General features: G+C 58.7%; 19 protein-coding genes and 3 riboswitches. All 19 genes read right to left on the bottom strand.

The features are described 5' to 3' along the window. Positions 1-6: 6 nt before the first annotated feature. Positions 7-2559, bottom strand: coding sequence for an FtsX-like permease family protein (locus tag ACFFIY_RS05935; RefSeq protein ID WP_354196835.1), 2553 nt, complete (start codon positions 2557-2559; stop codon positions 7-9). Between the two features lie 475 nt (positions 2560-3034). Then, the gene (gene purD, locus ACFFIY_RS05930) at positions 3035-4297 is read right to left on the bottom strand and encodes a phosphoribosylamine--glycine ligase (RefSeq protein WP_354196833.1); all 1263 of its coding nucleotides are present in this window, start codon (positions 4295-4297) and stop codon (positions 3035-3037) included. Between the two features lie 202 nt (positions 4298-4499). Then, positions 4500-6035, bottom strand: coding sequence for a bifunctional phosphoribosylaminoimidazolecarboxamide formyltransferase/IMP cyclohydrolase (gene purH, locus ACFFIY_RS05925; protein WP_354196831.1), 1536 nt, complete (start codon positions 6033-6035; stop codon positions 4500-4502). 71 nt (positions 6036-6106) lie between these two features. Beyond that, positions 6107-6694 carry a phosphoribosylglycinamide formyltransferase gene (purN, locus tag ACFFIY_RS05920; protein ID WP_354196829.1) on the bottom strand — a complete coding sequence of 196 codons (588 nt, stop codon included), beginning with the start codon at positions 6692-6694 and terminating at the stop codon, positions 6107-6109. After that, the gene (purM, locus tag ACFFIY_RS05915; protein ID WP_354196827.1) at positions 6691-7767 is read right to left on the bottom strand and encodes a phosphoribosylformylglycinamidine cyclo-ligase; all 1077 of its coding nucleotides are present in this window, start codon (positions 7765-7767) and stop codon (positions 6691-6693) included. Before purM ends, purN begins: the two co-directional genes overlap by 4 nt. A gap of 14 nt (positions 7768-7781) precedes the next feature. Continuing rightward, entirely contained in the window at positions 7782-9200 is a 1419-nt protein-coding gene (purF, locus tag ACFFIY_RS05910) for an amidophosphoribosyltransferase (RefSeq protein ID WP_354196825.1), read from the bottom strand. After that, on the bottom strand, positions 9176-11407 hold the full coding sequence (gene purL / locus ACFFIY_RS05905) for a phosphoribosylformylglycinamidine synthase subunit PurL (RefSeq protein WP_354196823.1): 2232 nt from the start codon (positions 11405-11407) through the stop codon (positions 9176-9178). The genes purF and purL overlap by 25 nt, the downstream gene beginning before the upstream one ends. Further along, a complete protein-coding gene (purQ, locus tag ACFFIY_RS05900) occupies positions 11391-12077 on the bottom strand; it encodes a phosphoribosylformylglycinamidine synthase subunit PurQ (protein ID WP_354196821.1) in 687 nt (228 codons plus the stop codon). The genes purL and purQ overlap by 17 nt, the downstream gene beginning before the upstream one ends. Next, positions 12074-12328, bottom strand: a complete 255-nt coding sequence (gene purS / locus ACFFIY_RS05895; RefSeq protein ID WP_354196819.1) for a phosphoribosylformylglycinamidine synthase subunit PurS — start codon at positions 12326-12328, stop codon at positions 12074-12076. The genes purQ and purS overlap by 4 nt, the downstream gene beginning before the upstream one ends. Before the next feature lie 408 nt (positions 12329-12736). Further along, complete coding sequence (gene purB / locus ACFFIY_RS05890) at positions 12737-14035, bottom strand: adenylosuccinate lyase (protein WP_354196817.1); 1299 nt, start codon at positions 14033-14035, stop codon at positions 12737-12739. A gap of 8 nt (positions 14036-14043) precedes the next feature. Further along, positions 14044-15165 (bottom strand): 5-(carboxyamino)imidazole ribonucleotide synthase, encoded by a 1122-nt coding sequence (gene purK / locus ACFFIY_RS05885; RefSeq protein ID WP_354196815.1) that lies wholly within the window; start codon positions 15163-15165, stop codon positions 14044-14046. Further along, a complete protein-coding gene (gene purE, locus ACFFIY_RS05880) occupies positions 15162-15650 on the bottom strand; it encodes a 5-(carboxyamino)imidazole ribonucleotide mutase (RefSeq protein WP_354196813.1) in 489 nt (162 codons plus the stop codon). Before purE ends, purK begins: the two co-directional genes overlap by 4 nt. A 149-nt stretch (positions 15651-15799) precedes the next feature. Next, a riboswitch (purine riboswitch) is annotated at positions 15800-15900 on the bottom strand. Between the two features lie 468 nt (positions 15901-16368). Beyond that, a complete protein-coding gene (locus tag ACFFIY_RS05875) occupies positions 16369-16560 on the bottom strand; it encodes an NETI motif-containing protein (protein ID WP_354196811.1) in 192 nt (63 codons plus the stop codon). Then, entirely contained in the window at positions 16557-17084 is a 528-nt protein-coding gene (locus ACFFIY_RS05870; protein WP_354196809.1) for a DUF2179 domain-containing protein, read from the bottom strand. The genes ACFFIY_RS05875 and ACFFIY_RS05870 overlap by 4 nt, the downstream gene beginning before the upstream one ends. 130 nt (positions 17085-17214) lie before the next feature. Beyond that, positions 17215-18555 carry an NCS2 family permease gene (locus tag ACFFIY_RS05865; RefSeq protein ID WP_354196807.1) on the bottom strand — a complete coding sequence of 447 codons (1341 nt, stop codon included), beginning with the start codon at positions 18553-18555 and terminating at the stop codon, positions 17215-17217. A gap of 92 nt (positions 18556-18647) precedes the next feature. Then, a riboswitch (purine riboswitch) is annotated at positions 18648-18749 on the bottom strand. Between the two features lie 306 nt (positions 18750-19055). Next, on the bottom strand, positions 19056-20588 hold the full coding sequence (gene guaA / locus ACFFIY_RS05860) for a glutamine-hydrolyzing GMP synthase (RefSeq protein ID WP_376837206.1): 1533 nt from the start codon (positions 20586-20588) through the stop codon (positions 19056-19058). Positions 20589-20712: 124 nt separating this feature from the next. After that, positions 20713-20814: riboswitch (purine riboswitch) on the bottom strand. Between the two features lie 35 nt (positions 20815-20849). Then, entirely contained in the window at positions 20850-23024 is a 2175-nt protein-coding gene (locus tag ACFFIY_RS05855) for a DUF4129 domain-containing transglutaminase family protein (RefSeq protein WP_354196803.1), read from the bottom strand. Then, complete coding sequence (locus tag ACFFIY_RS05850) at positions 23021-24217, bottom strand: DUF58 domain-containing protein (protein WP_354196801.1); 1197 nt, start codon at positions 24215-24217, stop codon at positions 23021-23023. The genes ACFFIY_RS05855 and ACFFIY_RS05850 overlap by 4 nt, the downstream gene beginning before the upstream one ends. After that, positions 24214-25164 carry an AAA family ATPase gene (locus tag ACFFIY_RS05845; protein ID WP_354196799.1) on the bottom strand — a complete coding sequence of 317 codons (951 nt, stop codon included), beginning with the start codon at positions 25162-25164 and terminating at the stop codon, positions 24214-24216. Before ACFFIY_RS05845 ends, ACFFIY_RS05850 begins: the two co-directional genes overlap by 4 nt. Positions 25165-25884: the final 720 nt, after the last annotated feature.

The following is a 25884-nucleotide window of genomic DNA, read 5'->3' as shown; positions in this document are numbered from 1 at the left end:
CTCTCCTTATGCGGCCGGTTTTCCTTTCGTGATGCCCCGTCCCCTCAGAGCGGCCAGGACGGGAACGGGCCAGACGGCAAGCACTAAGGCCGGGATGAGAAACGCGGCGAGATACGTCCAGGCCGGCAGGGACAGATCGGACAGGGCATTCACGGCCAGCCAGGCGGCCAAGGTGCCGGTCCCGGCGCCAAAAAGCCCGATGGCCGCGGATTCCGCGATCAGGTAATTCCGGATGCGCCGGACCGGCCAGCCGATGGCATGCAGAATATAAAATTCACTCCGGCGCTCGGAAATGTTCAGCCAGAGGAGGAGAAGGACCACGCCGGCCGTGAGGACCATGCCGGTCACGAGCAACGCCATCTGATATCCTTCCAGCGCCAGGTCGATCGTTTCCCCGAGGAAGCTCAGGAACAGGAAATCCGACAGGCTCTGCTTTGTTGCCAAAAATAAAATCGACATAAATGAAGTCAGCGCCATCACCAGCAGCAGGAGTCCGAAGCGCGCCGGACGGCGAAGCATCTGGCTCACCACATAAGACGGGATCGAACGGATCGGCACCCTTCCTCCCGCAGCCGTTCCGCCCGCTTCGCCTTCCAGTCCCGCGCGCGGCGTGCCGCCGAGCGACCGCCGTGCGCCCGCCGCGTAGCCGAGCCCCACCAGCGCGAACAAAATCAGCGGGATCGGCCAAAGCTGTTGCCATGGAACCTCGCGCGTTGCCGCGTTTACCGCAACCGGAACCGCTGTGCCGAGAAGGGTGAGCAGAACGGCTTCCAATACAAGGGACCAAACAATCCGCTTCCTCGGCCAACCGATCGACCGCAGCATCGCAAACTCGGACACCCGGCGGAGAAGACTGTGCCGGATAACCGTGAAACAAAACACAGTGCCGATTATCAGGAGGTACCCAAATAAGAAAAGATTCGACTCTTCCACTTGTTCCTCAATCGACCAGCTGACGCCTGACTTTCTCCATGCTTCTTCGATCAGACCTGGCTGGGAAGCATCGTCCGCATCCAGATCAACATGGACCTTTCCAAGTGCAGAACCCAGCATGATTTCTGCACGGTGTCCCGTCGCTTCCATAATGCGTTCCGCCGTCTCCGTAATCTTCCGCTGGCTCTCCGCCGATCGTCCGTCCACTCCGGATACTAAGACGCGGATCGAAGAGATCGGAGGACGATCCCCGTAGAAGAATTCCGCTGCATCCAGCGTAGTGATGGCATCCGGCGCACCTGTGTAGTAAGTGTTCTTATATGGCACCGGAACAAGCGGTGTCGGATCAATCGGCTCGCCCGCGCCATTTTCGATGATCATCGCCTGGTGGGGGGTATAGAGATCGAGAAGGTCTCCGGGTTGCCAACTGTCCTGGTAGGTTGGAATAAGCCGGTCAGTATCATAAAGATCAATGATTCTTAAACCATAAGGTTGGGTTTCTTTTATTTCTTCCATCGCTCGGTATCGGAGAAGGCCTGCGCTTTTACCAGAATGGAGAATATTTGTTTCACCAATGACTTTTTTAGTATGGACAGTTGGTATGGTGCCCCCTATCGTGTCGGCTTCCGTATATTGAATGGGAGAATATCGGTACAATTCCATTTCCCCCACACTCGGGCTTTTCTCTTCAAATGAAAAGTTGCTGTCCCCTTGCAAAACTAGTTGAATATCTTGATTGCGCCACTCCTCCGAAAACGGCTCGATTGAAAGATCCACCAGTATTTCATGGGGGAGATTCGCAAGGTATCGGCGTGGCCCGCCAAGAAATGCTTCCTCATCTACGTCACTCGGCAAATTGATTTTATATACTTGCAAAGACTCCGACACTTGATATTTCTGGTCCTTCAACACGATAAGAGGAATAATCGGATCACCAAGCTGATATTCTAAACGCACATTTTGAAGATCCGTTCCATTCTCCAAACTATTTGATAATGAATACAAACCCTCCTCGGAAGCCGGATCGACTCCTATCAACATATATTCATTTGGATGACGAAATGTGGTGCCGGGAGGCATGAAATTTTTAAGTCCGCCCTCCTCTGCAAAGGCATCAGATAAAATGTCCTCTTCTTTTTCTCCATATTGATTGTACTGGGTGAAATAGCGGTTATTAGAAGTAATTCTTTCTGATAACCCATCATAAACTCTGGTTTCATGATCGACTCGAAAGAAATCCCCAAATTGTGCAGATTCATAATATCCATCAATTGTATCCATCGGCACATAACCAATCAATGAAACCGGAGCCGCGAGCTCCACTCCCGGAAGTTCACGGACTTTTTGAAGATCATCTAGTGAAATTCCGCCGTAACCTCCCAATGTTGATTGTGGAGCGACCCATCCCTCACCCAGTCCTTCAATTTTTGGTGACTGCTCGGGTAATACAAGAATGTCATATTGATAGCGCCAATTGTCCTGAAGGTCTTCTCTTGTCTTTAGTATGATCCGGTCTGTCATCGAGCGGCTTGCCATAAATCCCGAACTGATCAATCCGAGCACAAGAACTACAAGCAGAAAAAGCGGCCAACGTTCCCGCAAAATTGTTTTTAAATAGGTCAGCAACCCCTATCCCCCCCTTAAGGATAGGCCGGCATCCTTTTACTCTTGAGGAGTTGAACCTATTATTCGGCAGCCACTGCGGTAAAAGTCTGTTCGTGTACGCGTTTCTTGTTGCCCATTAACATGACGATGTTGCTGCTTTACCAAATACGTGTTATTGTCAATACATTTTGTATAGGAGTAATGGGTTACCCAATTGGAACCCCCATGATCCGCGCTAACACTTACTGGAAAAAACAAGCGCCAAAGCCAATGCTACACAGGATAGCGTTCTTTTCTTCTTCATACCTTCCCCTCCACTTTTAATGACTTTTTGAATGCCGGCCTTAACTAATTGTCTCTTAAATAAGGACTAATGTAAATACTAAAATTTTGATGTTTTCAATATTTTCTAATAATATTGTGCGAAAAGTCTTTTGATACGCGGGACTGCTTTCATCGTAATAAGCGAAAACCGCCCCGTAATGGGACGGTCTTGTCATGATTTCATTCCGCGGTTCCCGATGTCGGACCGGTAGAAGAATCCCGGCCATTCCATCGAGTCGAGGGCGGCGTATGCTTTTTGGCTTGCTTCCTGCAGAGAATCCGCAGTGGCAGAGACGAGGATCACGCGGCCGCCGTTGCCGGCGAAGCGTTCGCCTTCGGCTTTCGTGCCGGCGTGGAACACATCGAGACCCGCTTCTTCAAGGCGGCTCAGTTCCGGAAGAAGGGCGCCTTTCTGCACGTTGCCCGGATAGCCGTCAGCAGCGATGACGACGCCGAGACAGGCGCCTTCTTCCCACTCCGGTTCTTCCGGGCTGCCGTCGAGCAGGCCGGTGAGGAATTCGGCGAGGTCCGACCGGAGCTGCGGCAGGACGACCTGGGTTTCCGGATCGCCGAAGCGCGCGTTGAATTCGATCGTCTTCGGCCCGTTCTCGGTAAGGATCAGGCCGACGTACAGGATGCCGGTGAACGGCGAGCCCTCCGCTTCCATCGCCCGGACGGTGCGTTCGACGATCTGGTCGTATGCGGCGCTCACCGCTTTTTCCGGAATGTGCGGCACCGGCGAATAGGCGCCCATGCCGCCCGTATTCGGTCCTTCATCCCCGTCGAATGCCCGCTTGTGGTCCTGCGACAGCGGCATCGGGAAGATCCGGCCGCCGTGGACGAATGACATAAAGCTGAACTCTTCCCCGTCGAGGAACTCCTCGATGACGATGCGGGACGACGAGTCGCCGAACTTGCGGTTCCCGATCATGTCGTCGACGGCTTCGAGGGCTTCATTGAGCGTCATGGCGACGACGACGCCCTTGCCGGCGGCGAGTCCGTCCGCCTTGATGACGATCGGCGCGCCCTGTTCGCGGATGTATGCCTTGGCTTCGCCCGCATCGGTGAACGTTTCGTACTTGGCCGTCGGGATGTCGTATTTCTTCATGAGTTCTTTTGCAAAAGCCTTCGATCCTTCGAGCTGCGCGGCCGCCTTGTCCGGCCCGAACACGCGGAGGCCCCGTTCTTTGAAGTGATCGACGATGCCGCCGGCGAGCGGCTGCTCGGGGCCGACGAATGTCAGGCCGATTTGATGGTCTTTGGCGAAGTCCGAGAGCTTGTCGAATTCCATGACGCCGATCGGCACGAGTTCGGCATCGTTTTTCATGCCGTCGTTTCCGGGCGCCACGTATACGCTGCCTACCGACGGAGATTTGGCGAACTGCCGCACGAGCGCATGCTCCCGGCCGCCGCTTCCGATTACGAGTACATCCATTTTGTCGCTCCTTGCGAAAACAACCTGCTTGTCGGCAGGTTGTCTTCAGTGATGGTGGGACCGCTAAGCGGTTTGCTTAACATTCACGGCCGTTTGCTTAACATTCAACAGCATTTGCTTAACATTCAGCGCCCGTTGCTTAACATTCAACGGCGTTTGCTTAACATTCAGCGCCCGTTGCTTAACATTCGGCAAATCCCGATCAATGCTTGAAGTGGCGGATGCCGGTGAAGACCATCGCGATGCCGTATTCGTCGGCTTTCTTGATCGAGTCTTCGTCTTTTTTCGAGCCGCCGGGCTGGATGATCGCCGTGATGCCGGCTTTGGCGGCGGCTTCGACGGTGTCGTCCATCGGGAAGAACGCATCCGATGCGAGGGCGGCGCCGTTTGCACGGTCGCCGGCCTGCTCGAGGGCGATTTTCGCCGCGCCGACACGGTTCATCTGGCCGGCACCGACGCCGAGCGTGCGGTGTGCGTCCGAAACGACGATTGCGTTCGACTTCACGTGCTTGACGACTTTCCAGCCGAGCTTGAGCGCTTCCCATTCTTCTGCTGTCGGCTCGCGCTTCGTGGCGACGCGGACTTCCGCATCATCAAGCGAAGCCGTGTCCGGGTTCTGCATGAGCAGTCCGCCTTCGACGGTGACGGATGTCCACTCGTCGCGCTTGCCTTCCGTACCGCCGAGCTTCAGCAGGCGGATGTTCTTTTTCTTCGTGAGGATCTCAAACGCCTCGTCGGTGTAACCCGGCGCAATGATGATTTCCAGGAAGATGCCGGCCAGCTGCCCGGCTGTTTCCGCGTCCACTTCCCGGTTGAGGGCGACGATGCCGCCGAAGATCGAGACCGGATCTGCTTCGTATGCGGCCTTGAACGCATCGGAAAGCGTGTCCGCCGTTCCGACGCCGCATGGATTCATGTGCTTCACCGCGACGGCCGCCGGTTCGCTGAATTCGCGGACGATGCCGATGGCGGCGTTCGCGTCCTGGATGTTATTGTAGGAAAGTTCTTTCCCGTGGAGCTGCTCCGCGCGGGCGATCGAGAACTCGCCGCCGAGCGGCTTGCTGTAGAACGCGGCTTGCTGGTGCGGGTTCTCCCCGTAGCGGAGCGGCTGCTTCAGCTCAAATGTCTGCGTGACGCTTTCCGGGAATGCCTCGCCGGTCAGGTCGGTCAGATAACCGGAGATGAGCGCATCGTAGGCGGCCGTATGGCGGAACACTTTCGCGGCGAGGCGGCGGCGCGTTTCGGGCGTTGTCTCGCCGTCCGTTTTTAATTCCTCGAGTACGGCCGGGTAGTCCCTAGAGTCGACGAGCACCGTGATGTACCGGTGGTTTTTCGCGGAAGCGCGCAGCATCGTCGGCCCGCCGATATCGATGTTTTCGATGGCGTCCTCGACTGTGACGTCCGGCTTCGAGATTGTCGCCTTGAACGGATACAGGTTCACGCAGACGATGTGGATCGGAAGGATGCCGTGCTCCTCCAGCTCGGCCTGATGGTCCGGGTCGTCTTGCTTGGCGAGCAGGCCGCCGTGGACGAACGGATGGAGCGTCTTCACGCGGCCGCCGAGGATTTCCGGGAAGCCGGTCACTTCACCGACCGCCGTGACGGCGACGCCGTTTTCCTTCAGATGGTTCATCGTCCCGCCGGTCGACAGGATTTCATAGCCGAGCGACTCCAGTTCCTTCGCGAACTCCAGAATGCCGGTCTTGTCCGATACGCTGAGCAGTGCTCTCTTTTTCACGGGTAGGGCCTCCTTATGTATGAGGAAAATAAATGCAGGGAGCCGGCGGATTGGGCGGCGCCCCGGAACAGTCAAACCCTCGACTGTTCCTCCGCCAGCAGTTTCTGCAAAGCTTCTTTATATAGCTCGTGTTCGATGGCATGGATGGCGGCTTCGGTCTTTTCGCGGTCGCCCGGAACGACCGGGACTTCCCGCTGCAGGATGACCGGGCCGGTGTCCATGCCTTCGTCGACGAAGTGGACCGTAACGCCGGTCGTCTCCACTCCTGCCGCCAACGCCTGTCCGACCGCGTCCTTGCCCGGGAATGCCGGAAGGAGCGACGGGTGAATGTTGACGATCCGGTTCGGGAACGCCCCGAGCAGTGTCGGTCCGATGAGGCGCATGTAGCCGGCCAGCACAATCCAGTCGATCTCCTCGTCGCGGAGCCGCGCGAGGACCGTCCGTTCGAACGCGGCCTTGTCCGGGAACGCTTTCGGATTGACGGCCGCGGCCGGGATGCCGAGCCGCTCTGCGCGTGTGATCACGGGTGCGAGCGGCTTGTCCGTGATGAGGACCGGGATATCGGCACCGAGTTCCCCCGATTGGATCGCTTCCGCAATCGCCTCGAAGTTCGAGCCGCTGCCGGAGGCGAACACCGCAATGCGGGGTTTTCGCCTCATGCCTCACCGCCCCTTTCCGGATCGAGCGTCCCGTCATGATCTCCGTTGAAGCCCACGCCGGCACCGCGGACGACGCGGCCGATGACCGACGCATCTTCCCCGTGCTCCGCCGCCAGCCGGACGGCTTCCTTCGCATCTGTTTCCGGTAGCGCAAGAATGAATCCGATGCCCATGTTGAAGACGCTGTACAGGTCGCGGTCGGCGAGACGGCCTTTCTCCTTCAGCATGCGGAACACGGGCGGAACCGTCCATGAGCCGAGATCAATCTCGGCAGCGAGTCCTTCCGGCAGCATGCGCGGCACGTTTTCATAGAAGCCGCCGCCCGTCACATGCGCCATGCCATGGACGTCGAGCTTGCGGTTCATTTCCAATACCGGCTTGGCGTAGATCTTGGTCGGGACGAGCAGCGCTTCCGCCGCCGTTCCGAGTTCCTCGTAGCCTGCGATGCGTTCGTCCGGACGGTAGCCTTCCTGTTCGAAGACGATCTTGCGGACGAGCGAGTAGCCGTTGGAATGAATGCCGCTTGAGGCGATGCCGACGAGCACGTCGCCTTCGCGGATCGCCTGCCCTGTTATGATGTTTTTCTTCTCGGCGGCGCCGACCGCGAATCCGGCGAGGTCGTATTCGTCTTCATCGTACAACCCCGGCATCTCGGCCGTCTCGCCGCCGATCAGTGCGGCGCCTGCCTGGACGCAGCCATCGGCGACGCCTTTGACGATCGCCTCGACACGTGCGGGAACGGCTTTGCCGAGCGCCACATAATCAAGAAAATACAGCGGCTCCGCGCCCTGCGCGACGATGTCGTTCACGCACATCGCGACGCAGTCGATGCCGATCGTGTCATGCTTGTCCGCCATGAAGGCGACTTTCAGCTTCGTGCCGACGCCGTCCGTCCCCGAGACGAGGACCGGTTCCTGCAGGCCGAGCGCGGACAGGTCGAACATCCCGCCGAAGCCGCCGAACGCACCCATGACGCCTTTTCGTTCCGTGCGCGCGACATGGGATTTCATGCGCTCGACCGATTCGTATCCGGCTTCGATGTTCACGCCGGCCTGTTCGTATGCTTTTGACATGTGTACGGTCCCCCTTAGACGAGTTCCTTCTCATGCGGCAGTTTCGTGTCCGCGTAAATGTCGGTCGGATATTTCCCGGTGAAGCAGCCGAGGCAGTGGCCGCAGTCCGGGTCGGTGTCCGGGCGGCCGACTGCTTCGACGAGCCCTTCAGTCGACAGGAACGACAGCGAGTCGGCGCCGATCAGTTCCCGGATTTCATCGACGGAACGGCCGGTCGCGATCAGTTCGGAGTCGGTGCTGATGTCGACGCCGTAGAAGCACGGGGCGATGAGCGGCGGTGCACTGATCGCGACATGGACTTCTTTCGCGCCGGCGTCACGGAGCATCTTCACGATCCTCTTCGACGTCGTGCCGCGGACGATCGAGTCGTCGATCATGACGACGCGCTTGCCCTCGACGACCTGGCGGACCGGCGACAGCTTCATCTTGACGCCGCGCTCGCGCAGTTCCTGCGACGGCTGGATGAACGTCCGGCCGACGTAGCGGTTTTTGATCAGGCCCATTTCATACGGGATGCCGCTTTCTTCGGCGTAGCCGATGGCGGCCGAGATGCTGGAGTCCGGCACGCCGGTCACGACGTCCGCATCGATCGTCACTTCCTGGGCGAGCCGCTTGCCGAGACGCTTGCGGGCCATATGGATGTTAATGCCGTCGATGTCGGAATCCGGGCGGGAAAAGTAGATATATTCCATCGAGCAGATGCCGCGGCGCGCTTTCGGTGCAAACCGCTCGCTCTTCAGTCCTTCATCATTGATGATCAGCAGTTCGCCCGGCTCGACCGACCGGACCGTTTCCGCGCCGATCAGGTCAAATGCCGAGGTTTCGGAAGCGACGACCCACGCGTCCCCGAGCCGGCCAAGCGAAAGCGGCCGGATGCCGCTCGGGTCCTGGGCGACGATGAGCGCGTCCTCCGTCACCATGACGAATGCGAATGCCCCCTGCAGGAGGGAAAGCGCCTTTTTAATGCGCTCCGTCTGCGGGTAGCTGCCGCTTTTCTTGATGAGATGGGCGAGGACTTCCGTGTCGGACGTCGTCTGGAAGATGCTGCCCTGTTTTTCAAGATGGCGTTTCAATTCGGTTGCATTGATGACGTTGCCGTTCATCGCGAGGGCGAGGCTGCCCGTCGTCGAGCGGAAGACGAGCGGCTGGATGTTCTCGAACGCCCGGCCGCCTTCCGTCGTGTAGCGGACGTGGCCGATCGCGCCGCGTCCCGGCAGCTTACCGAGCCGGTCACCGGGGAACACGTCATTGACGAGCCCTTCCCCTTTTTCGATGAGGAGATGGCCATCGTTCACCGTGCAGATGCCGGCTCCTTCCTGCCCCCGGTGCTGCAGGGCATGGAGGCCGTAGTAGGCGAGCTGGGCGGCATTGTCATGTCCCCATATTCCAAATACGCCGCATTCTTCGTTCAGTCCGCTGAGTTCAGCAAGCATGGGATGGCCCCTTTCCAGGCGGTTTCGAGTCGGTTGATGTCTTCTTCGATGAGAGTGCCTGCGTCCGCGCTTCTGATGACAAGGCGGGCGTCATCCGTGATGGTGCCGATGTTGTGTGCGTCTTTCACTTTCGCCTCAAACTGCTCCGCGTCTTCCGGCTTCACCGTGACAAGGAAGCGGGACTGCGTTTCGCTGAACAGAGCCGTGACCGGGGAGCCGGTGATTGCCACGTCTGCCCCAAGACCGTCCGTTCCGAACAGCTTTTCTGCAAGCGCAACGGCGAATCCGCCTTCTGCCAGGTCGTGCGCCGAACGGACGAGTCCGCCTTGGATCGCCGACAGGAGGGCTTCCTGGCGAGCCGACTCGACTTCAAGGTCGATTGCCGGAGACTTGCCGGAAATCTTGCCGTCGATCATTTTCTGCAATTCGCTGCCGCCGAATTCAGTGTGCGTTTCACCGATGAGATAAACGAGATCGCCGGCTTCCTTCGCATGCTGGGTCGTGACATGTTCGATGTTTTCGACGAGGCCGACCATGCCGATCGTCGGCGTCGGGTACACCGCTTCACCGCTCCGTTCGTTGTAAAGGGACACGTTGCCGCCGATGACCGGCGCGTCGAGTGCGCGGCAGGCGTCGCTGATGCCGTCTGCGGACTTCTCGATCTGCCAGAAGATGTCCGTGCGTTCCGGCGAGCCGAAGTTCAGGCAGTCGGTGATTGCAAGCGGCTTGCCGCCCGAGCAGACGATGTTGCGGGCCGCTTCTGCAACGGCGATCTTGCCGCCGGTTTCCGGATCCAGGTAGATGTAGCGGGAGTTGCAGTCCGCCGTCATGGCGAGCGCTTTTTGAGTGCCGCGCACGCGGACGACCGCCGCGTCGGAGCCCGGCTTGACGACCGTGCTCGTGCGCACCTGGTGGTCGTACTGGTCATACACCCATTCCTTTGAAGCGATCGTCGGCTGCTTCAGCAGGGACACGAGTGTGTCCCCGAGGCAGGCCACTTCCGGCTCCGCCGCGTCCATCGCCTGGAAGTCGCGGAAGTACTGAGGCTCAGCGGACGGCTTGTGGTAAACCGGCGCTTCTTCCGCCAGGGCATCCGCCGGCACTTCGGCGACGACTTCCCCGTTGTGGAACAGTCGGAGCATCTTGTCGTCGGTGACCCGGCCGATCGCGACCGCGTCAAGCCCGTATTTATGGAACAGTTCGTTGATCTCTTCTTCGCGGCCTTTCTTCACGACGATGAGCATCCGCTCCTGAGACTCGGACAGCATCATTTCATACGCCGTCATCCCTGTCTCGCGCTGAGGGACGAAGTCGAGGTTCATCTCGACGCCGTATCCCGCCTTCGACGCCATTTCGGCGGAAGATGAAGTGAGGCCGGCCGCACCCATGTCCTGGATGCCGACGAGCGCATCGGATTTCACGAGCTCGATGCAGGCGTCCATGAGGAGCTTCTCCATGAACGGGTCGCCGACCTGGACCGCCGGGCGCTTCTCGTCCGAGTCCTCGGTCAGCTCTTCGGAAGCGAACGTGGCACCGTGGATGCCGTCGCGGCCGGTTTTCGCGCCGACATACATGACTGTGTTGCCGACGCCCGACGCGATGCCGCGCTGGATGTCTTCATGATTGATGAGGCCGACCGCCATCGCGTTGACGAGCGGGTTGCCCGCATAGCACGGGTCGAACTGGACTTCACCGCCGACCGTCGGGATGCCGATGCAGTTGCCGTAGCCGGCGATGCCCGCGACGACTTCCTCGAACAGGTAGCGCGTGCGCGGATGGTCGAGTTCGCCGAAGCGGAGCGAGTTCAGGAGCGCGATCGGCTGAGCGCCCATCGAGAACACGTCGCGCAGGATGCCGCCGACGCCGGTCGCCGCACCTTGATACGGTTCGATCGCGGACGGGTGGTTGTGGGATTCCATCTTGAAGACGACGGCCTGGTTGTCGCCGATGTCGACGATCCCGGCGCCCTCGCCCGGCCCCTGGAGAACCTGCGGGCCTTCCGTCGGGAACTTCCGGAGAACCGGCTTCGAGTTTTTGTAGGAGCAGTGCTCGGACCACATGACAGAGAACAGGCCGATTTCGGTGTAGTTCGGCAGGCGGCCGAGGATGTTCTCGACCATCCCGAATTCCTCGTCGGTCATGCCCATCTGTTGGTAGAGCTTCTCGTCACGGATCTGTTCGGCGGTCGGTTCAAGCATAGTTGGCATGGGATTCCCTCCACTCTTTCACGATCGATTGGAACAATTTGAGCCCGTCATCGGAGCCGAGCAGCTTCTCGACCGCGCGTTCCGGGTGCGGCATCATGCCGAGCACGTTGCCTTTTTCATTGAGGATGCCGGCGATGTCGCCGATGGAACCGTTTGGATTGTCGCCCGAATAAGTGAAGACGATGCGCCCGTTTTCTTTGAGTTCACTGTACGTCTCTTCGTCGCAGTAGTAGTTCCCTTCGCCGTGCGCGATCGGGATATTGAGCTCTTCCCCTTCGGCATAGCCGTTCGTGAACATCGTGTTTGTATTTTCCACTTTGAGGGTCACATTGCGGCACATGAACTTCAGGTCCCGGTTGCGCAGGAGCGCACCGGGCAGGAGGCCGGCTTCGGTGAGCACCTGGAAGCCGTTGCAGACGCCGAGGACCGGCTTTCCGGCTTCGGCTGCCTTGACGACTTCCTTCATGATGTTCGAGAAGCGCGCGATCGCCCCGCATCGGAGGTAGTCGCCGAATGAGAAGCCGCCGGGTACGAGGACGCCGTCAAAGCCCGACAGGTCCGCTTCGTCATGCCAGACGTATTCCGCTTCTTCGCCGAGCACGTCTTTTACGGCGTGGTACATATCGAGGTCGCAGTTGGAGCCCGGAAACTGGATGACGGCGAATTTCATGCCCGCTCTTCCTCCTTGATCTCATAACGGTAGTCTTCAATGACGGTGTTCGCGAGGAGCTTTTCGCACATTTCGCGGACGGCGGTGTCGAGGTCACGTTCCGATTCGTCAATCGTCAGTTCCAGAAACTTGCCGATGCGGACATCCGCCACTTCGGCGTAGCCCATCGAGTGGAGCGCATCTTTCACGGCGACCCCCTGCGGGTCAAGAACACTTTCACGCAGCGTTACGAACACATTCACTTTAGTCATTTTCGGTTGGCCTCCCAATCGGTTCTTGTGCTTTTCGGGTGAATCAAATCGGTTTGTGGGCATTGCGGGTGATCATATGGCGCCAGACTTCGTTTTCCGTGATCGGTATGTGAGCGGGTATGGTTGATTTCCGCTGCAGGCGGACGCTTTCCGCAGGCATGGCTTGAGCCTCCTCACTCGCTGGCGCTCCCTGCGGGGTCTCAAGACTCATGCTTATCCCGCAGGAGTCGCCGCCTTCCGCTCCAATCAACAAATCACATTGTGTGTAGTTGATTGCAGTGCAGGGCACGAGACACCTGCGGGAAAAGCGTTAGGCGAAGACCCCGCAGGCGTGAAACGCCGAGGAGGCTGAGGCAACGCCCGCGGTAAGCGAGTGCCCGGAACGGAAATCAACTACCTGCTTTCTAATCAGTCATTCAACCCACAGCGGTCGAAGATGTCGTCGATGCGCTGGAGGTGGTGGCGGTAGTCGAAGCAGTCGTCGAGTTCGGCGGGGGTGAGTTTCTCCGAGATGATTGGGTCGGCTTCGACAAGTCCGCGGAACGGGATTTGTTTTTCCCATGCCTGCATGGCGAGCGGCTGGACCGTGTCGTAGGCGGCTTCCCTGGCCATGCCGTTGTCGATCAGGGCGAGCAGGACGCGCTGGGAATAGATGAGCCCGAGCGTCTTGTCCATGTTGCGCTTCATGTTTTCCGGGAACACGGTCAGGTTTTTCACGATGTTGCCGAAACGGTTCAGCATGTAGTTGATGATGATCGTCGCATCCGGGATGATCACGCGTTCCGCGCTCGAGTGCGAGATGTCGCGTTCATGCCAGAGCGGCACGTTTTCGAAAGCGGTGACCATGTAGCCGCGCATGAGGCGCGACATGCCGGTCATGTTTTCCGATCCGATCGGGTTGCGCTTGTGCGGCATCGCCGATGAGCCCTTCTGCCCTTTTGCGAAAAACTCTTCGACTTCGCGGGTTTCCGACTTCTGGAGACCGCGGATCTCAATCGCGAACTTCTCGATCGACGTGGCGATCAGGGCAAGCGTCGAAATGTACTGAGCGTGGCGGTCGCGCTGCAGGGTCTGGGTGGACACCGGTGCGGCGGCGAGGCCGAGCTTGCTGCACACATACTCCTCGACGAACGGCGGGATGTTGGCGAATGTGCCGACCGCACCGGACATCTTGCCGGTCTCGATCACCTTCGCTGCCGCTTCGAAGCGCTCGAGGTTGCGCTTCATTTCCTCGTGCCAGAGGGCCATCTTCACACCGAACGTCGTCGGCTCCGCGTGCACGCCGTGCGTGCGGCCCATCATCACGGTGAATTTATGTTCTTTTGCCTTGTCGGCAAGGATCTGGATAAAGTTCTTGATGTCTTTGCGGATGATGATGTTCGCCTGCTTGATGAGGTAGGACAAAGCCGTGTCGACCACGTCGGTCGATGTCAGTCCGTAGTGGACCCATTTGCGTTCTTCACCGAGTGTTTCAGAAACAGCGCGCGTGAAGGCGACGACATCGTGGCGGGTTTCCGCTTCGATCTCCTGGATGCGCTCCACGGAGAAGGTGGCGTTGTCCCAGAGCTTTTTCACGTCTTCTTTCGGGATGTCCCCGAGTTCCGCCCATGCTTCACAGGCGAGCAGCTCGACGTCGAGCCAGGCGTTGTATTTATTTTCTTCCGTCCAGACATTGCCCATTTCCGGGCGTGTATATCGTTCGATCATTTAACTTGTCATCCTTCCCAAATACCGGATTCGTCGATCCGGCGCAGCGTCTCTTCATTGTTTGCGGACAGGATCGTCACATGTCCCATTTTGCGGTTGTGTTTCGCATCGGCCTTTCCGTACAGATGGACCGACCAGTCCGGGTGATCCGGAACCGCCTTGAGCAGCGGATCCACATGCTGGCCGAGCACGTTCACCATGACCGCCGGCCGGAGCAGTTCCGGCTTGCGCAGCGGCCACCCGCAGATGGCGCGGATATGCTGGCCGAACTGCGAAATCGTGCACGCCTCGATCGAGTAGTGGCCCGAGTTGTGCGGACGCGGCGCGAGTTCGTTGATGAGCACGCGGCCGTCTGCAAGGACGAACATCTCGACCGCGAGTGTTCCGATGAGCTGCAGGTGGTCGGCGATCTGCCGGGCGGCTTCGAGCGCGGCCTGTTCTGTGCTGTCTCCGATCCGCGCCGGCACGATCGTTTCATGGAGAATGTGGTTTTTGTGGATGTTCTCCTGGACAGGCAGGCATTCGGAGGAGCCGTCCGTGCCGCGCTGGATGATGACCGAGATTTCCTTTTCAAACGGAACGAACGCTTCGGCCACGCAGGCGGAATGTTCGAAGAGCCCCTCGGCTTCAGCAAGTGCCGACTCTTCCTTCACGATCACCTGGCCCTTGCCGTCGTACCCGCCGCGGGCCGTCTTCACGACGCACGGGAATCCGATCTCCCCGATGCGGGATTGCAGCTCATCGAAACGGGTTGCTTCTATATAAGGAGCGACCGGTGCACCGGCTTCCCGGATGGCGGCTTTCTCCGCGATCCGGTCTTGGGTGATGCGGATCAGTTCCGCACCCTGCGGCACGTAAGCGCGCTTCGTGAGTTCTTTGAGCCCCTCGTAGTCGATATTTTCGAATTCGTACGTAATGACGTCGCTCACTTCTGCAAGCTGCTCAAGGGCTGACTCATCGTCATAGGCGGCGACAATCTTCGTGTCCGCCACCTGGCCGCACGGCGAGTCTTCCGCCGGGTCGAGCACTGCGATGCGAAAACCCGCCTCTTTCGCGGAAAGGGCCATCATCCGGCCGAGCTGGCCGCCGCCGATGATGCCGATCGTCTGTCCGGGTTGAATCATCGTCATGAGAGATCACCTGTGCTTTCGATGGATTGCTGTGCGAGCCGGCTGCGCCTTTCTTCGATGCGTGCGCGCAAGCGTTCATCATGCACGGCGAGCATCTGAGCGGCGAACAGGCCGGCATTCGTTGCACCGGAGTCGCCGATCGCCATCGTTGCGACCGGCACGCCGCCCGGCATCTGGACGATCGACAAGAGAGAATCCAGCCCATTCAGCGCTCGCGATTTCACCGGCACGCCGATGACCGGCACGAGTGTTTTGGCGGCGACCATGCCCGGCAGGTGGGCGGCGCCCCCCGCTCCGGCGATGATCACTTCGATGCCCCGCTCCTGTGCCTCTTCGGCGTAGCGGAACATTTCATCCGGCGTCCGGTGGGCCGACACGACCTTTTTTTCAAAGCCGATTTCCAGCTCCCCGAGGATGTCGCACGCTTTCTTCATCGTTTCCCAGTCGCTTTTGCTTCCCATGATGACGCCCACTTTCACGTCCATTCCGATCCGCTCCTTCCGGCTCTTCCCTCAAAAATAAACAGGTCCCCGAATAGACTGCTTCCATTAAAGGAAAGCAATCGATCCGGGGACCCGAACATGTTCGAACAAGATGTTTGTGCACATAGATGCCCACACCTTTCGTTCCGATTCCTTGATCCGCTTTCCCTCATAGTCCTGGCATTTCCGGTGCCGGGGTAGAGACGCCGAGGCCGATTCCTCAGCATATATGGGGACATTTCTTAACCTTTTCCATTTTAACAGCGGCTGTGCGGGAAGTCAACGGAATAAACGAACGTTGAATTTTATTAAAGGTTAAATGTTCGTCTTTCGGTCGTCGCAGGAAGCCGATTGAGCGCTAAGAGACCGATTTCGCTGTTTAAGAGTCCGATTCCGGCTGCTAAGAGTCCGATTCTCCCCGCTAAGAGATCGATTCTCCCACGGAGTTTGTGCGCGAGGGGTTTTTGCCGGCAGAAAGCAAAGCGTACTCCATCAGTCGAAGAAATCCGCTCGCTTACCGCGGGCGTCGCCTTAGCCTCCTCGAGCTGCACTCTGCGGGGTCTTCGACGGACGCTGTTCCCGCAGGTGTCTCGCGGATTTCTTCTCCTTCTGACTGGAATGAAACAGTGAGTAGACCGACTCTCTCCCTAATAGACCAATTCCGCTCCGGTACACCCGCCAGAGATTCAAAAAGCCGGAGGAGCCGCAGCCCTTCCGGTTTTCATTCTTCTCTTAATACACCCTTGAAGCGGATGCGCTGGCGGACGGGGACGGGTTCGCCGTTGCGCTCCTCGAAGATCGGCTCCTCTTTCCTGCCGGCGGCCATATAGCCTTCCTGCTCCATGCGTGCGAGGCAGTCTCCGATCGTCTCGCCTTCTTCCACTTCGAACCAGACTGTTTTTTTCTTGGTCATCGGAACAATTTTCCTTTCCGGACTTGTTTCACCCAGAAGCCGCCGTGGATGTTGCGCGCCTCATAGGTGATGATGAACGCCTTTGGATCAAGCTCTTTGATGAGTGTGTACAGCTTCAGCTCGGATTTCTTTGGCGTCAGGATCTGCATCGCGTGCCGGGATCCGTCGCGGCCGTTCGCCTCCCAGTCGGTGATGCCGAAGCCATTTTCGCGGATGACCCGAACCATCTTCCGTTCGATGTCCTCGGTGATCACATTCACCATGATATAGCCGAGTGCGAGCTTTTCTTCGATCATCGATCCGATGATGACGCCGGTTCCATAGCCGACGGCGTAGGCGACAAGGTTCTGAATTTCATTGAGATTATCGAGCACCAGCCCAAGGCCGACCACGTAAATCACAATTTCAACCATGCTGAGACCGGCTGCGATCCAGCGGTAGCCCTTCATCGTCAAAATCAGCCGGACCGTGTAAAACGTGACATACACGAGGTTGATGGCAAAGATAATGAGCACCATTGTCATCGGCAAAACCTCCCTCCAGATTGCGGCGGCGGACCGCGCTTCTTCCATGGTATCGGACTTCCGCCGGTAAAAACAAGGGAACAAAACAAATCCGCTCCCGCCGGCTTACAGGCAGGAGCGGCTGTATTCATCATTTACCCTGAACGAATACGAAATACGCAATGAAGATCAAGAACAGGCCATACATGATCGGATGGACTTCCCGGCGGCGTCCGGCGAGGATCATCGTAATCGGATAGAAGATAAAGCCGATTGCAATCCCTGTCGCGATTGAGTAACCGAGCGGCATCATGATGACCGTCAGGAATGCCGGCACGGCAATCTCGAAGCGATTCCACTCAATGAGGCCGAGCGCAGACACCATGAGCACACCGACGATGATGAGCGCCGGGGCCGTGACTGCCGATGTAATGACCGACAAAAGCGGATAAAACAACAGCGAGACGAGGAACATCACACCGGTGACGACGGCTGCGAATCCGGTGCGGGCGCCCGCCGCCACCCCCGCGGTCGATTCAACGTAGGAAGTGGTCGTCGAAGTGCCGAAAATCGCACCGGTCACGGTGGCGAGGGAGTCGGCTAGAAGCGCCTTGCCTGCACGCGGCAGTTTGTCTCCCTTCATGATGCCGGCTTTCTGGGCGACGGCAATCAAGGTTCCCGCCGTATCGAAAAAGTCGACGAACAGGAAAGTGAGGACGATGACGAGAAACTGGATCGTCATGAGCGAGCCCGGATCGTTCATGAGCGGATGGAACGCCGCGCCGAATGTCGGGCTCACGTCCGGAATGGATCCGATCACACCGTCAGGAAGCGGAACGACCTTGAAAATCATGCCGACAACCGCTGTGGTCAGCATTCCGAAGAAGATGGCCCCCTTCACATTCAGCACCATGAGAATGACGGTCAGAACCAGGCCGAAGATTGCGAGCAGCGTAGCCGGCTGCGACAGATCGCCGAGCCCGGTGAGCGTCGCGTCATGGTTCGCAATGATTCCGGAGTTCTGGAAACCGAGGTAGGCAATAAAAAGTCCGATCCCCGCACCGACCGCGTATTTCAGTTGGGCAGGAATGGCATTGATGATCTTTTCGCGCAGCCCGGACAAGGAAAGAAGAATGAAGATGACTCCCGAAAACAGAACGCCCGTGAGCGCCGTCTGCCAGGGGATGCCGTACGTGAGAACGACCGTGTAGGCGAAGAAGGCATTGAGCCCCATCCCCGGTGCGAGCCCGATCGGATATTTGGCGATGAGCCCCATGAACAGGGAACCGACGGCAGCCGCAAGCGCGGTGGCGACAAAGACTGCTCCTGCATCCATGCGCATGTCAGCCGGAAGATCCGGCACAGACTCAAGCGACAGCGTGAGCGGATTGACGACGAGAATATACGCCATCGACAGGAACGTGGTCAGGCCGCCGATGATCTCACGGCGATAATTCGTGCCGAGCTCATCGAAATTGAAATAGTTTTTCATGATTTCCTCCGTTTTACCCGTCTCTCCCGGAAAAAGAAAAAGGACATGGGCCGAAAAGCCGCATGTCCTGACGAATGGGAGCGCCCGAAAAAATGAAGAACGCCCCCGATCGTAGTCGAGCCATTTACGGCAGCTCGGTAGAAACTTCCGGACCTTATCTCCGGGGATATACGACGGGATGTTATATGAATGAAGTTCAGTGATAGTATAGCGGAATAGCGTACGATATGCAAGATAAATACGAACAATGGAAGGTATTTTCAGTTTAATGTTCGGCACATAACAATTAAAAGCTCCCTCTTTTGGAGGAAGCTTCGGGAATCTCTCTATTCTTGTTCAGTCGCCAGGCAGCAAAGTTAACGCAGCCGCCCTCCGCTTTTGGTTCATCCAGCTCCGGGCGGCAGGGGCTCGGGGTCGTATGTCAGGTCGCGACGCGAAGCAGGCTTCGCGCCGCCGGCTGTCTTATGCCTGTCGAGTCTGAACGGCCCGCTCCGCTTTAGTTATTCCCACTCAATCGTTGCAGGTGGCTTGCTCGTGACATCGTACAGCACGCGGTTGATGTGTTCGACTTCGTTCACGAGGCGGGTGCTGATTTTCTCCAGGACGTCCCACGGGATGCGGGCCCAGTCGGAGGTCATGCCGTCGATCGAGGTGACGGCGCGGATGCCGATGGCGTAGTCGTAGGTGCGTTCGTCGCCCATGACGCCGACGCTGCGGATGTCCGGGAGCACCGTGAAATATTGCCAGATGTCGCGGTCGAGGCCGGCTTTGGCGATTTCTTCGCGCAGGATAAAGTCGGATTCGCGGACGATTTCCAGCTTTTCTTCGGTGATTTCGCCGAGGACGCGGATGCCGAGGCCCGGGCCCGGGAACGGCTGGCGCCAGACGATTTCGTCCGGCAGGCCGAGCTGGGAACCGAGTTCGCGGACTTCATCCTTGAACAGGGTGTTCAGCGGCTCGATGAGCTTGAACGTCATGTCTTCCGGCAGGCCGCCGACGTTGTGGTGGGACTTGATCGTCTGGGCGGTCGCAGTGCCGCTTTCAATGATGTCCGTGTAGAGCGTGCCCTGGGCGAGGAAGTCCATGTCCGTCAGCTTAGAGGCTTCTTCATCGAACACGTAGATGAACTCGTTGCCGATGATCTTGCGCTTTTTCTCAGGGTCCGAAACGCCGGCGAGCTTCGTGAGGAAGCGTTCGCGCGCGTCGATCTTGACGACCTTCATGTCGAACTTGCCGACGAAAGTTTCCATGACGCTGTCTGCTTCGCCTTTGCGGAGCAGGCCGTGGTCGACGAACATGCAGGTGAGCTGATCGCCGATTGCCCGGTGGATGAGCGCCGCGACAACCGAGGAGTCCACACCGCCGCTCAGTGCGCAGAGGACGTTTTTGTTTCCAACTTCGTTGCGGATCTTCTCGATTTCAAGATCGATGAAGTTCTCGATCGTCCAGCCGCCCTTCGCTCCGCAGATGCCGAAAACGAATTCGCGGAGGAGTTCGTTTCCGTTGATCGAGTGGCGGACTTCCGGGTGGTACTGGACCGCATACATGCCGAGTTCCGTGTTTTCCATCGCGGCGATCTTGCAAGACGGGCTCGTCGCCGTCAGTTCAAAGCCTTCCGGAACGGCCGTCACATGGTCGCCGTGGCTCATCCAGACGATCTGGGACTGCGGCTGGCCTTCAAACAGGCGGCTGCCTTCCACTGCGTTCATCTCGGCCTTGCCGTATTCGCGGCGGGACGAGCGCTCAACTTTGCCGCCGAAGTGATGGGCCATGAGCTGCATGCCGTAGCAGATCCCGAGGACGGGGATGCCGAGGTCGAAGATGGCGGGATCCGGGCGGAATGATCCTTCCCCGTAGACGGAGTTCGGGCCGCCGGAGAAGATCACGCCGACCGCGTTCATCTTCTTGATGTCTTCCGCGGTGACGGTGTGCGGGTGAAGCTCGCTGTATACGCCGAACTCCCGGATGCGCCGGGTGATGAGCTGGTTGTACTGGCTGCCGAAGTCAAGGACGACGATTTTTTCCTCTTCCATTAAGAGTGAATCTGCGGACACGATGATTCCACCTTTTCCATTGAAGACCGGGTCAAATGAAAAACGCGCAGAAACAAGCTTCCGCGCGTTCTCATCTCTCCATAAAGGCGGGCGTCCCTGCATGCACAAGAACACCCGCCTTCATAGACAAGCCGTTTAAGGTGGCTTGGTAGAGACATCCGGACCATATTTCCGGACTTATATGAGGGGCGACCCGGTCTATCCGATTTTAAGTCAGTGTACCGTTTCGGCCGCCGAAAATCAACCGCCAGTCCTGTAGATTAAATTTTCCCAACTTTCCCGGAGCGAATCCGCGCGCGGTGCGGTGTCACGGGCGCCGTAGAGGCTGTCCTCATAGGCACCCGTGAGGCGGCGCATGTCGCTTCCGCCGAAGTGGGCGTCCACCTCTGCTGCATAATCGGACAAAGTTTTCCCTTCCGCCCGGCCGAGCCCATAATGGCGAAGCCGGCGGAGCAGCCGTCCGTACGCCCGCTCAAATCCTTCCCGGTCAAACGGTTTTCGGCGGTACCGGGCAACAAGATATTTCGGCAGCCATTTCGGGCGGGTCATCCAGGCGATCAGCGCCAGGGCCAGCAACACCGCCGCCCCTCCGTAGAGCAAGCCCTGGTGCCGGGAGAAGAAGTCTCCAACGGACTTCCAGAAGCCGGGCCCGGCCGCTGCCGCCTTTTCTTCCTTCTCTTTCTTCTGTTCCGGCGTTTCGGCCTTTTCCTGTGCTTCCTGCTGCTCCTCAGGGGTTTCATCGAGGTTCAGGTCGTAGTCGATGCCGCCTGCGCCGCTGAAGCCGACGGTCGGTTCAAACGGCATCCAGCCGACGCCCGGCATGTAGGCCTCCACCCAGGAGTGCGCATTGTTGTTCGTGATTTCAAAATGCCGTCCTTCGCCTTCGCGCCCGACGTCGTCGCCTTCATTGAACCCTTTCGCCCAGCGTGCAGGAATCCCGGCAGAGCGGAGAAGGACGACCATCGATGTGGAGAAGTTGTCGCAGTAGCCGCGCTTCGTGTCAAACAGGAAGTGGTCGACATAGTCTTCGCCGGCACCCGGAGATGCAACATTCACCTGGTCGTACACATAGCCGTTCTGCGAAAAGTACCGCTCGACGGCACGCGCTTTCCCGTACAGCGTCGCCTCGCCTGAAGTGAGATCCGCCGCCAGGTCGCGCACCCGCTGCGGCAGTTCGTCCGGCAGCTGCAAGTACTTCTCAAACCCGCCGGCCGGCAGCTTGTCGGGCGTCGTCTGACGGAGAGCGGACAGGCTGTAGGCCGGCTCGCTGTAGGTGACCGAGTACTGATCAAGCGATACGGGCGCCCGGTCGCGGAACGGGATGACCTTCCCCGTCGAGCTTTCCTGCAGGTACTCCACGCCTTCCGCCGGCGACGGCTCCTTCGCCCCGTACGGCTGGACGATGAATTCAAAGTCAAGCTTCATCGTCAGGTCGGCCGTGTCTTCGTCGCGCTGCTTGCCGGCAAGCAGCGGGTCGCTGATCGGCAACCCGTTGCCGACGGGGATCAGCTCCTGTTCCTCAGAAGAATTCACCCAGCCGCGCGTCGTGTATGTGTCTTTCGTTTCCACTTTCCAGTATTGGCCGCTTCGTGTGTTCGCTTCAAAGACGACCGTATTGTCGCCGATGAACGGACCGCCGAGCATGGAATCATCTTCCCCGTAGCCGATCTTGCCCGCTTCTCCCGGCCCGGATCCAGCCCCGTCTGCAAGCGAGCGGAGGAACGGAACCGGATCCGGCCACGCCGGTTCAGACTTCGGCATCATCTGGCTCAGTGCGCCCGAGGCACCGATGAACAGCACGAGCGGGGTGGCCATCAAGAGGACCGACTGGATGGACGGACGCTTCGTCTGGCCGGATGCGAGCTTTGCCAGGGCCAGCAGGCCGATCAGCAGGAGGCCGATGACAAGGATTCTTAAAATGGCTTCATCCGCCCGGTATGGACTGAATGTGTCAAGCACCGTGATGAAAATCAGCGTCATCCCGTAAAACAGCAAAACCGACATGCGGATGGAGATCCAGTACTGGATCAGATAAGACGCCATCCAGATGAGCGCGAGGAACAGCACCGTCCGGAACGCATCCGTGATGCCGGCGAACTCTCCCGTCAGCAGGGCATGGGCGTTCTGCCTGAACTCTTCCGCAAAGAACCTGAACACCGCCTCCAGACCGTGCGGACCGTCGAGATAGGCGCGCGTGATGAGCCATGCGGAAAACACGACTTTCACCGACGCCGATGCCCAGCGCGGAATTCCGGTGAGCGGCAGCGCGAAACAAAGCCCGACGAACAAAAGAAACAGGCCAAGATGCCCGGTGCCGGTCAGTTCCGCGATGGGAATGAGCCACTCCCGGATCAGCAGGAACACCAGCCCGTAAACAACGGCCAGAAACAGCCGGTTCCGCCATTTATCGTTCATGATGCCCTCCCTTCCGGTCTCATCGCTGTGAAATCACGTTCCGATACGAACCGGACGTCCAGTCCTCGGGCGGAAGCTTTTTTGGCCGCGGCCCGCGCCTGTTCATCCGGACGTCCGTCCGGCTCCAGGACAGACAACAGCAGGCCGCCGCGCAGCCCCGTGCACTCAGTTAAAAGGGCATCCATCCAATTCAGGGACAGCCGGCCGGTGATCAGCGTCACCGTGGCGGCCGTCGCCAGCAGACGGCGCCCCTCAAACGGGACGGAGCCCCCCTCTGCGGAAGGCTGAAGACGCGCAAGATGGCGAAGCACTTCGTGGTGTCCATCCAGGCCTTCCACGCGGGGAAACGCAGCGCCGGCAGGACCGAGCGTCACGAACCCAGCAGTCGCCCGGTCGGATGCGGTCATTCTCAAAATCGAGGCGGCCAGGCTGACCTGCTCTTCGAACGTGGCGCTCTTGCTCCCGTCGAGGACGAGAAGCAGATCCTGCGAACGGCGATCCTCGAATTCCTTCGTATGGAGGTGGCCCGTGCGCGCAAACGACGGCCAGTGGATCCTCGACATCCGGTCCCCCGGCTCGTATTCGCGGACCCCCGAAGCGGAAGCCGGGTCCCTTACCGCCGAGGCGGAAGAAGCGGCCGCGCCGCGGTCATCTGCCGCCGCGACAGGGAGCTGCCGGATATCCAGCATCTTCGGAAGTACGATCACCGACTCCCTGCCCGGCAGAAAAACGCTCTTTTTCATCCAGCCGAAAAAGTCGGACACCTCGACAGTGAGGCCTCCCAGGGCATGTTCGCCCCTTTGCAGAGGAGCCGTTTCATACGTCCATACTTTCTTCTTCCCCATCCCCCAGAGGAACAGGCCGGCCGGCTTCGCGGATTGTCCGGCGCTTTCCAGTTCCTCCCTGACGGATACATACAGCAGCGGAAACGGAAAGCGGCGTGCCAGCGACACTTCGGCTTTGATCGCCCCGCCGAACGGCAATTCCCTGCGGGGGAGATCCCGCTTGAACGCCAGATCACGCAGCGGATAAAGGAACAGCAGGATGCCGTAGACGAGAAACGGCAGGAGCATATAAAAGACGGTCCAGCTCACCCGCCCGCCCTGGAATTTTGCGTAGGCGAACGTCCCGGCAAGCAAAAGGAGAAGAAAGACCAGCCGAAGCGCCGGCACCGCTTTTTTCAGCTGCTTCATCGCATTCCCGCTCTTCTCACCGGCACTTTCGTCTTGATCACGATCCGCTCGATCAGCTCTTCCGCCGTGATGCCCTCATAGCGGGTTTCCGGCTGCAGGATCATCCGGTGGCCGAACACATACGGCACGAGAAACTGGACGTCATCCGGCGTCACATAGCCGCGGCCGCGCAAAAACGCATAGGAGCGGGCCGCCTTCATGAGGGCGATCGATCCGCGCGGACTCACGCCGAGCCGGACATCCGGACTGGTCCGGGTCGCTTCGGCAAGATCGACGATGTAGCCCTTGACGGTGTCATCGATCAGCACCTCGTCCGCCCTGCTGCGGATTTCAAGAAGTTCCGCGAGCGTCAGGACAGGCTCGATGCGTTCGATCGGCGCCTGGCTTTCCGAGCGCCTCAGCACTTCCAGCTCTTCTTCCCGTGACGGATAGCCCATCCGGATCTTGAATAAAAACCGGTCAAGCTGCGCTTCAGGCAACGGGTAGGTGCCTTCGTATTCAATCGGGTTCTGCGTCGCCATGACGAAAAACGGATCCGGGAGCGGCAACGTCCGGCCGTCGATCGTCACCGAGGCCTCCTCCATTCCCTCAAGCAGCGCAGACTGCGTTTTCGGGGACGTCCGGTTGATCTCGTCGGCCAGGACAATGTTGCCCATGACCGGACCCGGGCGGAATTCAAATTCCATGCTTTTCGGATTGTAAATCGACACCCCGACCACATCGGACGGCAGAAGATCCGGCGTGAACTGGATGCGCTTAAATTCCGCCCCGACCGACTTCGCCAGCGACCGGACCATCATCGTTTTGCCGACACCCGGCACGTCTTCCAGCAGAACGTGACCGCCGGAAAGCAGGGCCGTCACGCTCAATTCGGCGACTTCCCGCTTCCCGATCATAACTTTTTCAATATTGTCAATGACCCGCAGTAATTTTTGCTGTTCATCCATCAGGCTGCACCTGTCTTCCTGCCGTTTCCCGGCCGTCCTTTTTGGAAAATTTATATGATAGATACAGTCTAAAGGAAGGAGTGGCAGCCGGTCAATCAGGGGAAATGCGGAGGTGTCGGAAAAGTGGAGAAACTTCTCAAGGGCAGCATAAAGGCGGGATGGCGGTTGACTTCTGTGGGATTGGAACCGGGACTGGGGGATGTCGGGATAGCGCCGCCGAATGTCGGGATAGAAACTGCGGCGGGGTGAATGTCGGGATAACGGCGCCGAATGTCGGGATACACGCTGTGAATGTCGGGATAGCTCTCTCGAATGTCGGGATAGAAACTGCGGCGGGGTGAATGTCGGGATAACGGCGCCGAATGTCGGGATACGCACTGTGAATGTCGGGATAGCTCTCTCGAATGTCGGGATAGAAACTGCGGCGGGGTGGATGTCGGGATACACGCTGTGAATGTCGGGATAGCTCTCTCGAATGTCGGGATAGAAACCGCGGCGGGGTGAATGTCGGGATAACGGCGCCGAATGTCGGGATACGCACTGTGAATGTCGGGATAACGCTCCTGAATGTCGGGATAGAAACCGCGGCGGGATGACTTTTGTGAAGCATGCGCGCACCGCAAAAAAGAGCCGACACAATGTGAGTGTCGGCTCAGACTGTAGACAAAACGGACCCAAAAGAAATCTTTTGGGGTCGTTTTGTCATTTTCGTGGATATTT

Source organism: Bhargavaea ullalensis, assembly GCF_042432615.1.
Taxonomy (GTDB): Bacteria; Bacillota; Bacilli; order Bacillales_A; family Planococcaceae; genus Bhargavaea; species Bhargavaea ullalensis.
The sequence above is the reverse complement of the archived record's forward strand: the minus strand, read 5'-3'. Positions and strand labels throughout refer to the sequence as shown.

Coding starts and splice junctions, on each gene's coding strand:
- ACFFIY_RS05855 (WP_354196803.1), bottom strand. CDS start 23,024: ATGAACGATAAATGGCGGAACCGGCTGTTTCTGGCCGTTGTTTACGGG.
- purK (WP_354196815.1), bottom strand. CDS start 15,165: ATGACGATGATTCAACCCGGACAGACGATCGGCATCATCGGCGGCGGC.
- ACFFIY_RS05870 (WP_354196809.1), bottom strand. CDS start 17,084: ATGACAATGGTGCTCATTATCTTTGCCATCAACCTCGTGTATGTCACG.
- purN (WP_354196829.1), bottom strand. CDS start 6,694: ATGAGGCGAAAACCCCGCATTGCGGTGTTCGCCTCCGGCAGCGGCTCG.
- ACFFIY_RS05875 (WP_354196811.1), bottom strand. CDS start 16,560: ATGACCAAGAAAAAAACAGTCTGGTTCGAAGTGGAAGAAGGCGAGACG.
- purS (WP_354196819.1), bottom strand. CDS start 12,328: ATGACTAAAGTGAATGTGTTCGTAACGCTGCGTGAAAGTGTTCTTGAC.
- purF (WP_354196825.1), bottom strand. CDS start 9,200: ATGCTTGCTGAACTCAGCGGACTGAACGAAGAATGCGGCGTATTTGGA.
- ACFFIY_RS05865 (WP_354196807.1), bottom strand. CDS start 18,555: ATGAAAAACTATTTCAATTTCGATGAGCTCGGCACGAATTATCGCCGT.
- purQ (WP_354196821.1), bottom strand. CDS start 12,077: ATGAAATTCGCCGTCATCCAGTTTCCGGGCTCCAACTGCGACCTCGAT.
- purL (WP_354196823.1), bottom strand. CDS start 11,407: ATGCCAACTATGCTTGAACCGACCGCCGAACAGATCCGTGACGAGAAG.
- guaA (WP_376837206.1), bottom strand. CDS start 20,588: ATGGAAGAGGAAAAAATCGTCGTCCTTGACTTCGGCAGCCAGTACAAC.
- purD (WP_354196833.1), bottom strand. CDS start 4,297: ATGGATGTACTCGTAATCGGAAGCGGCGGCCGGGAGCATGCGCTCGTG.
- purB (WP_354196817.1), bottom strand. CDS start 14,035: ATGATCGAACGATATACACGCCCGGAAATGGGCAATGTCTGGACGGAA.
- purE (WP_354196813.1), bottom strand. CDS start 15,650: ATGGACGTGAAAGTGGGCGTCATCATGGGAAGCAAAAGCGACTGGGAA.
- ACFFIY_RS05845 (WP_354196799.1), bottom strand. CDS start 25,164: ATGGATGAACAGCAAAAATTACTGCGGGTCATTGACAATATTGAAAAA.
- purM (WP_354196827.1), bottom strand. CDS start 7,767: ATGTCAAAAGCATACGAACAGGCCGGCGTGAACATCGAAGCCGGATAC.
- ACFFIY_RS05850 (WP_354196801.1), bottom strand. CDS start 24,217: ATGAAGCAGCTGAAAAAAGCGGTGCCGGCGCTTCGGCTGGTCTTTCTT.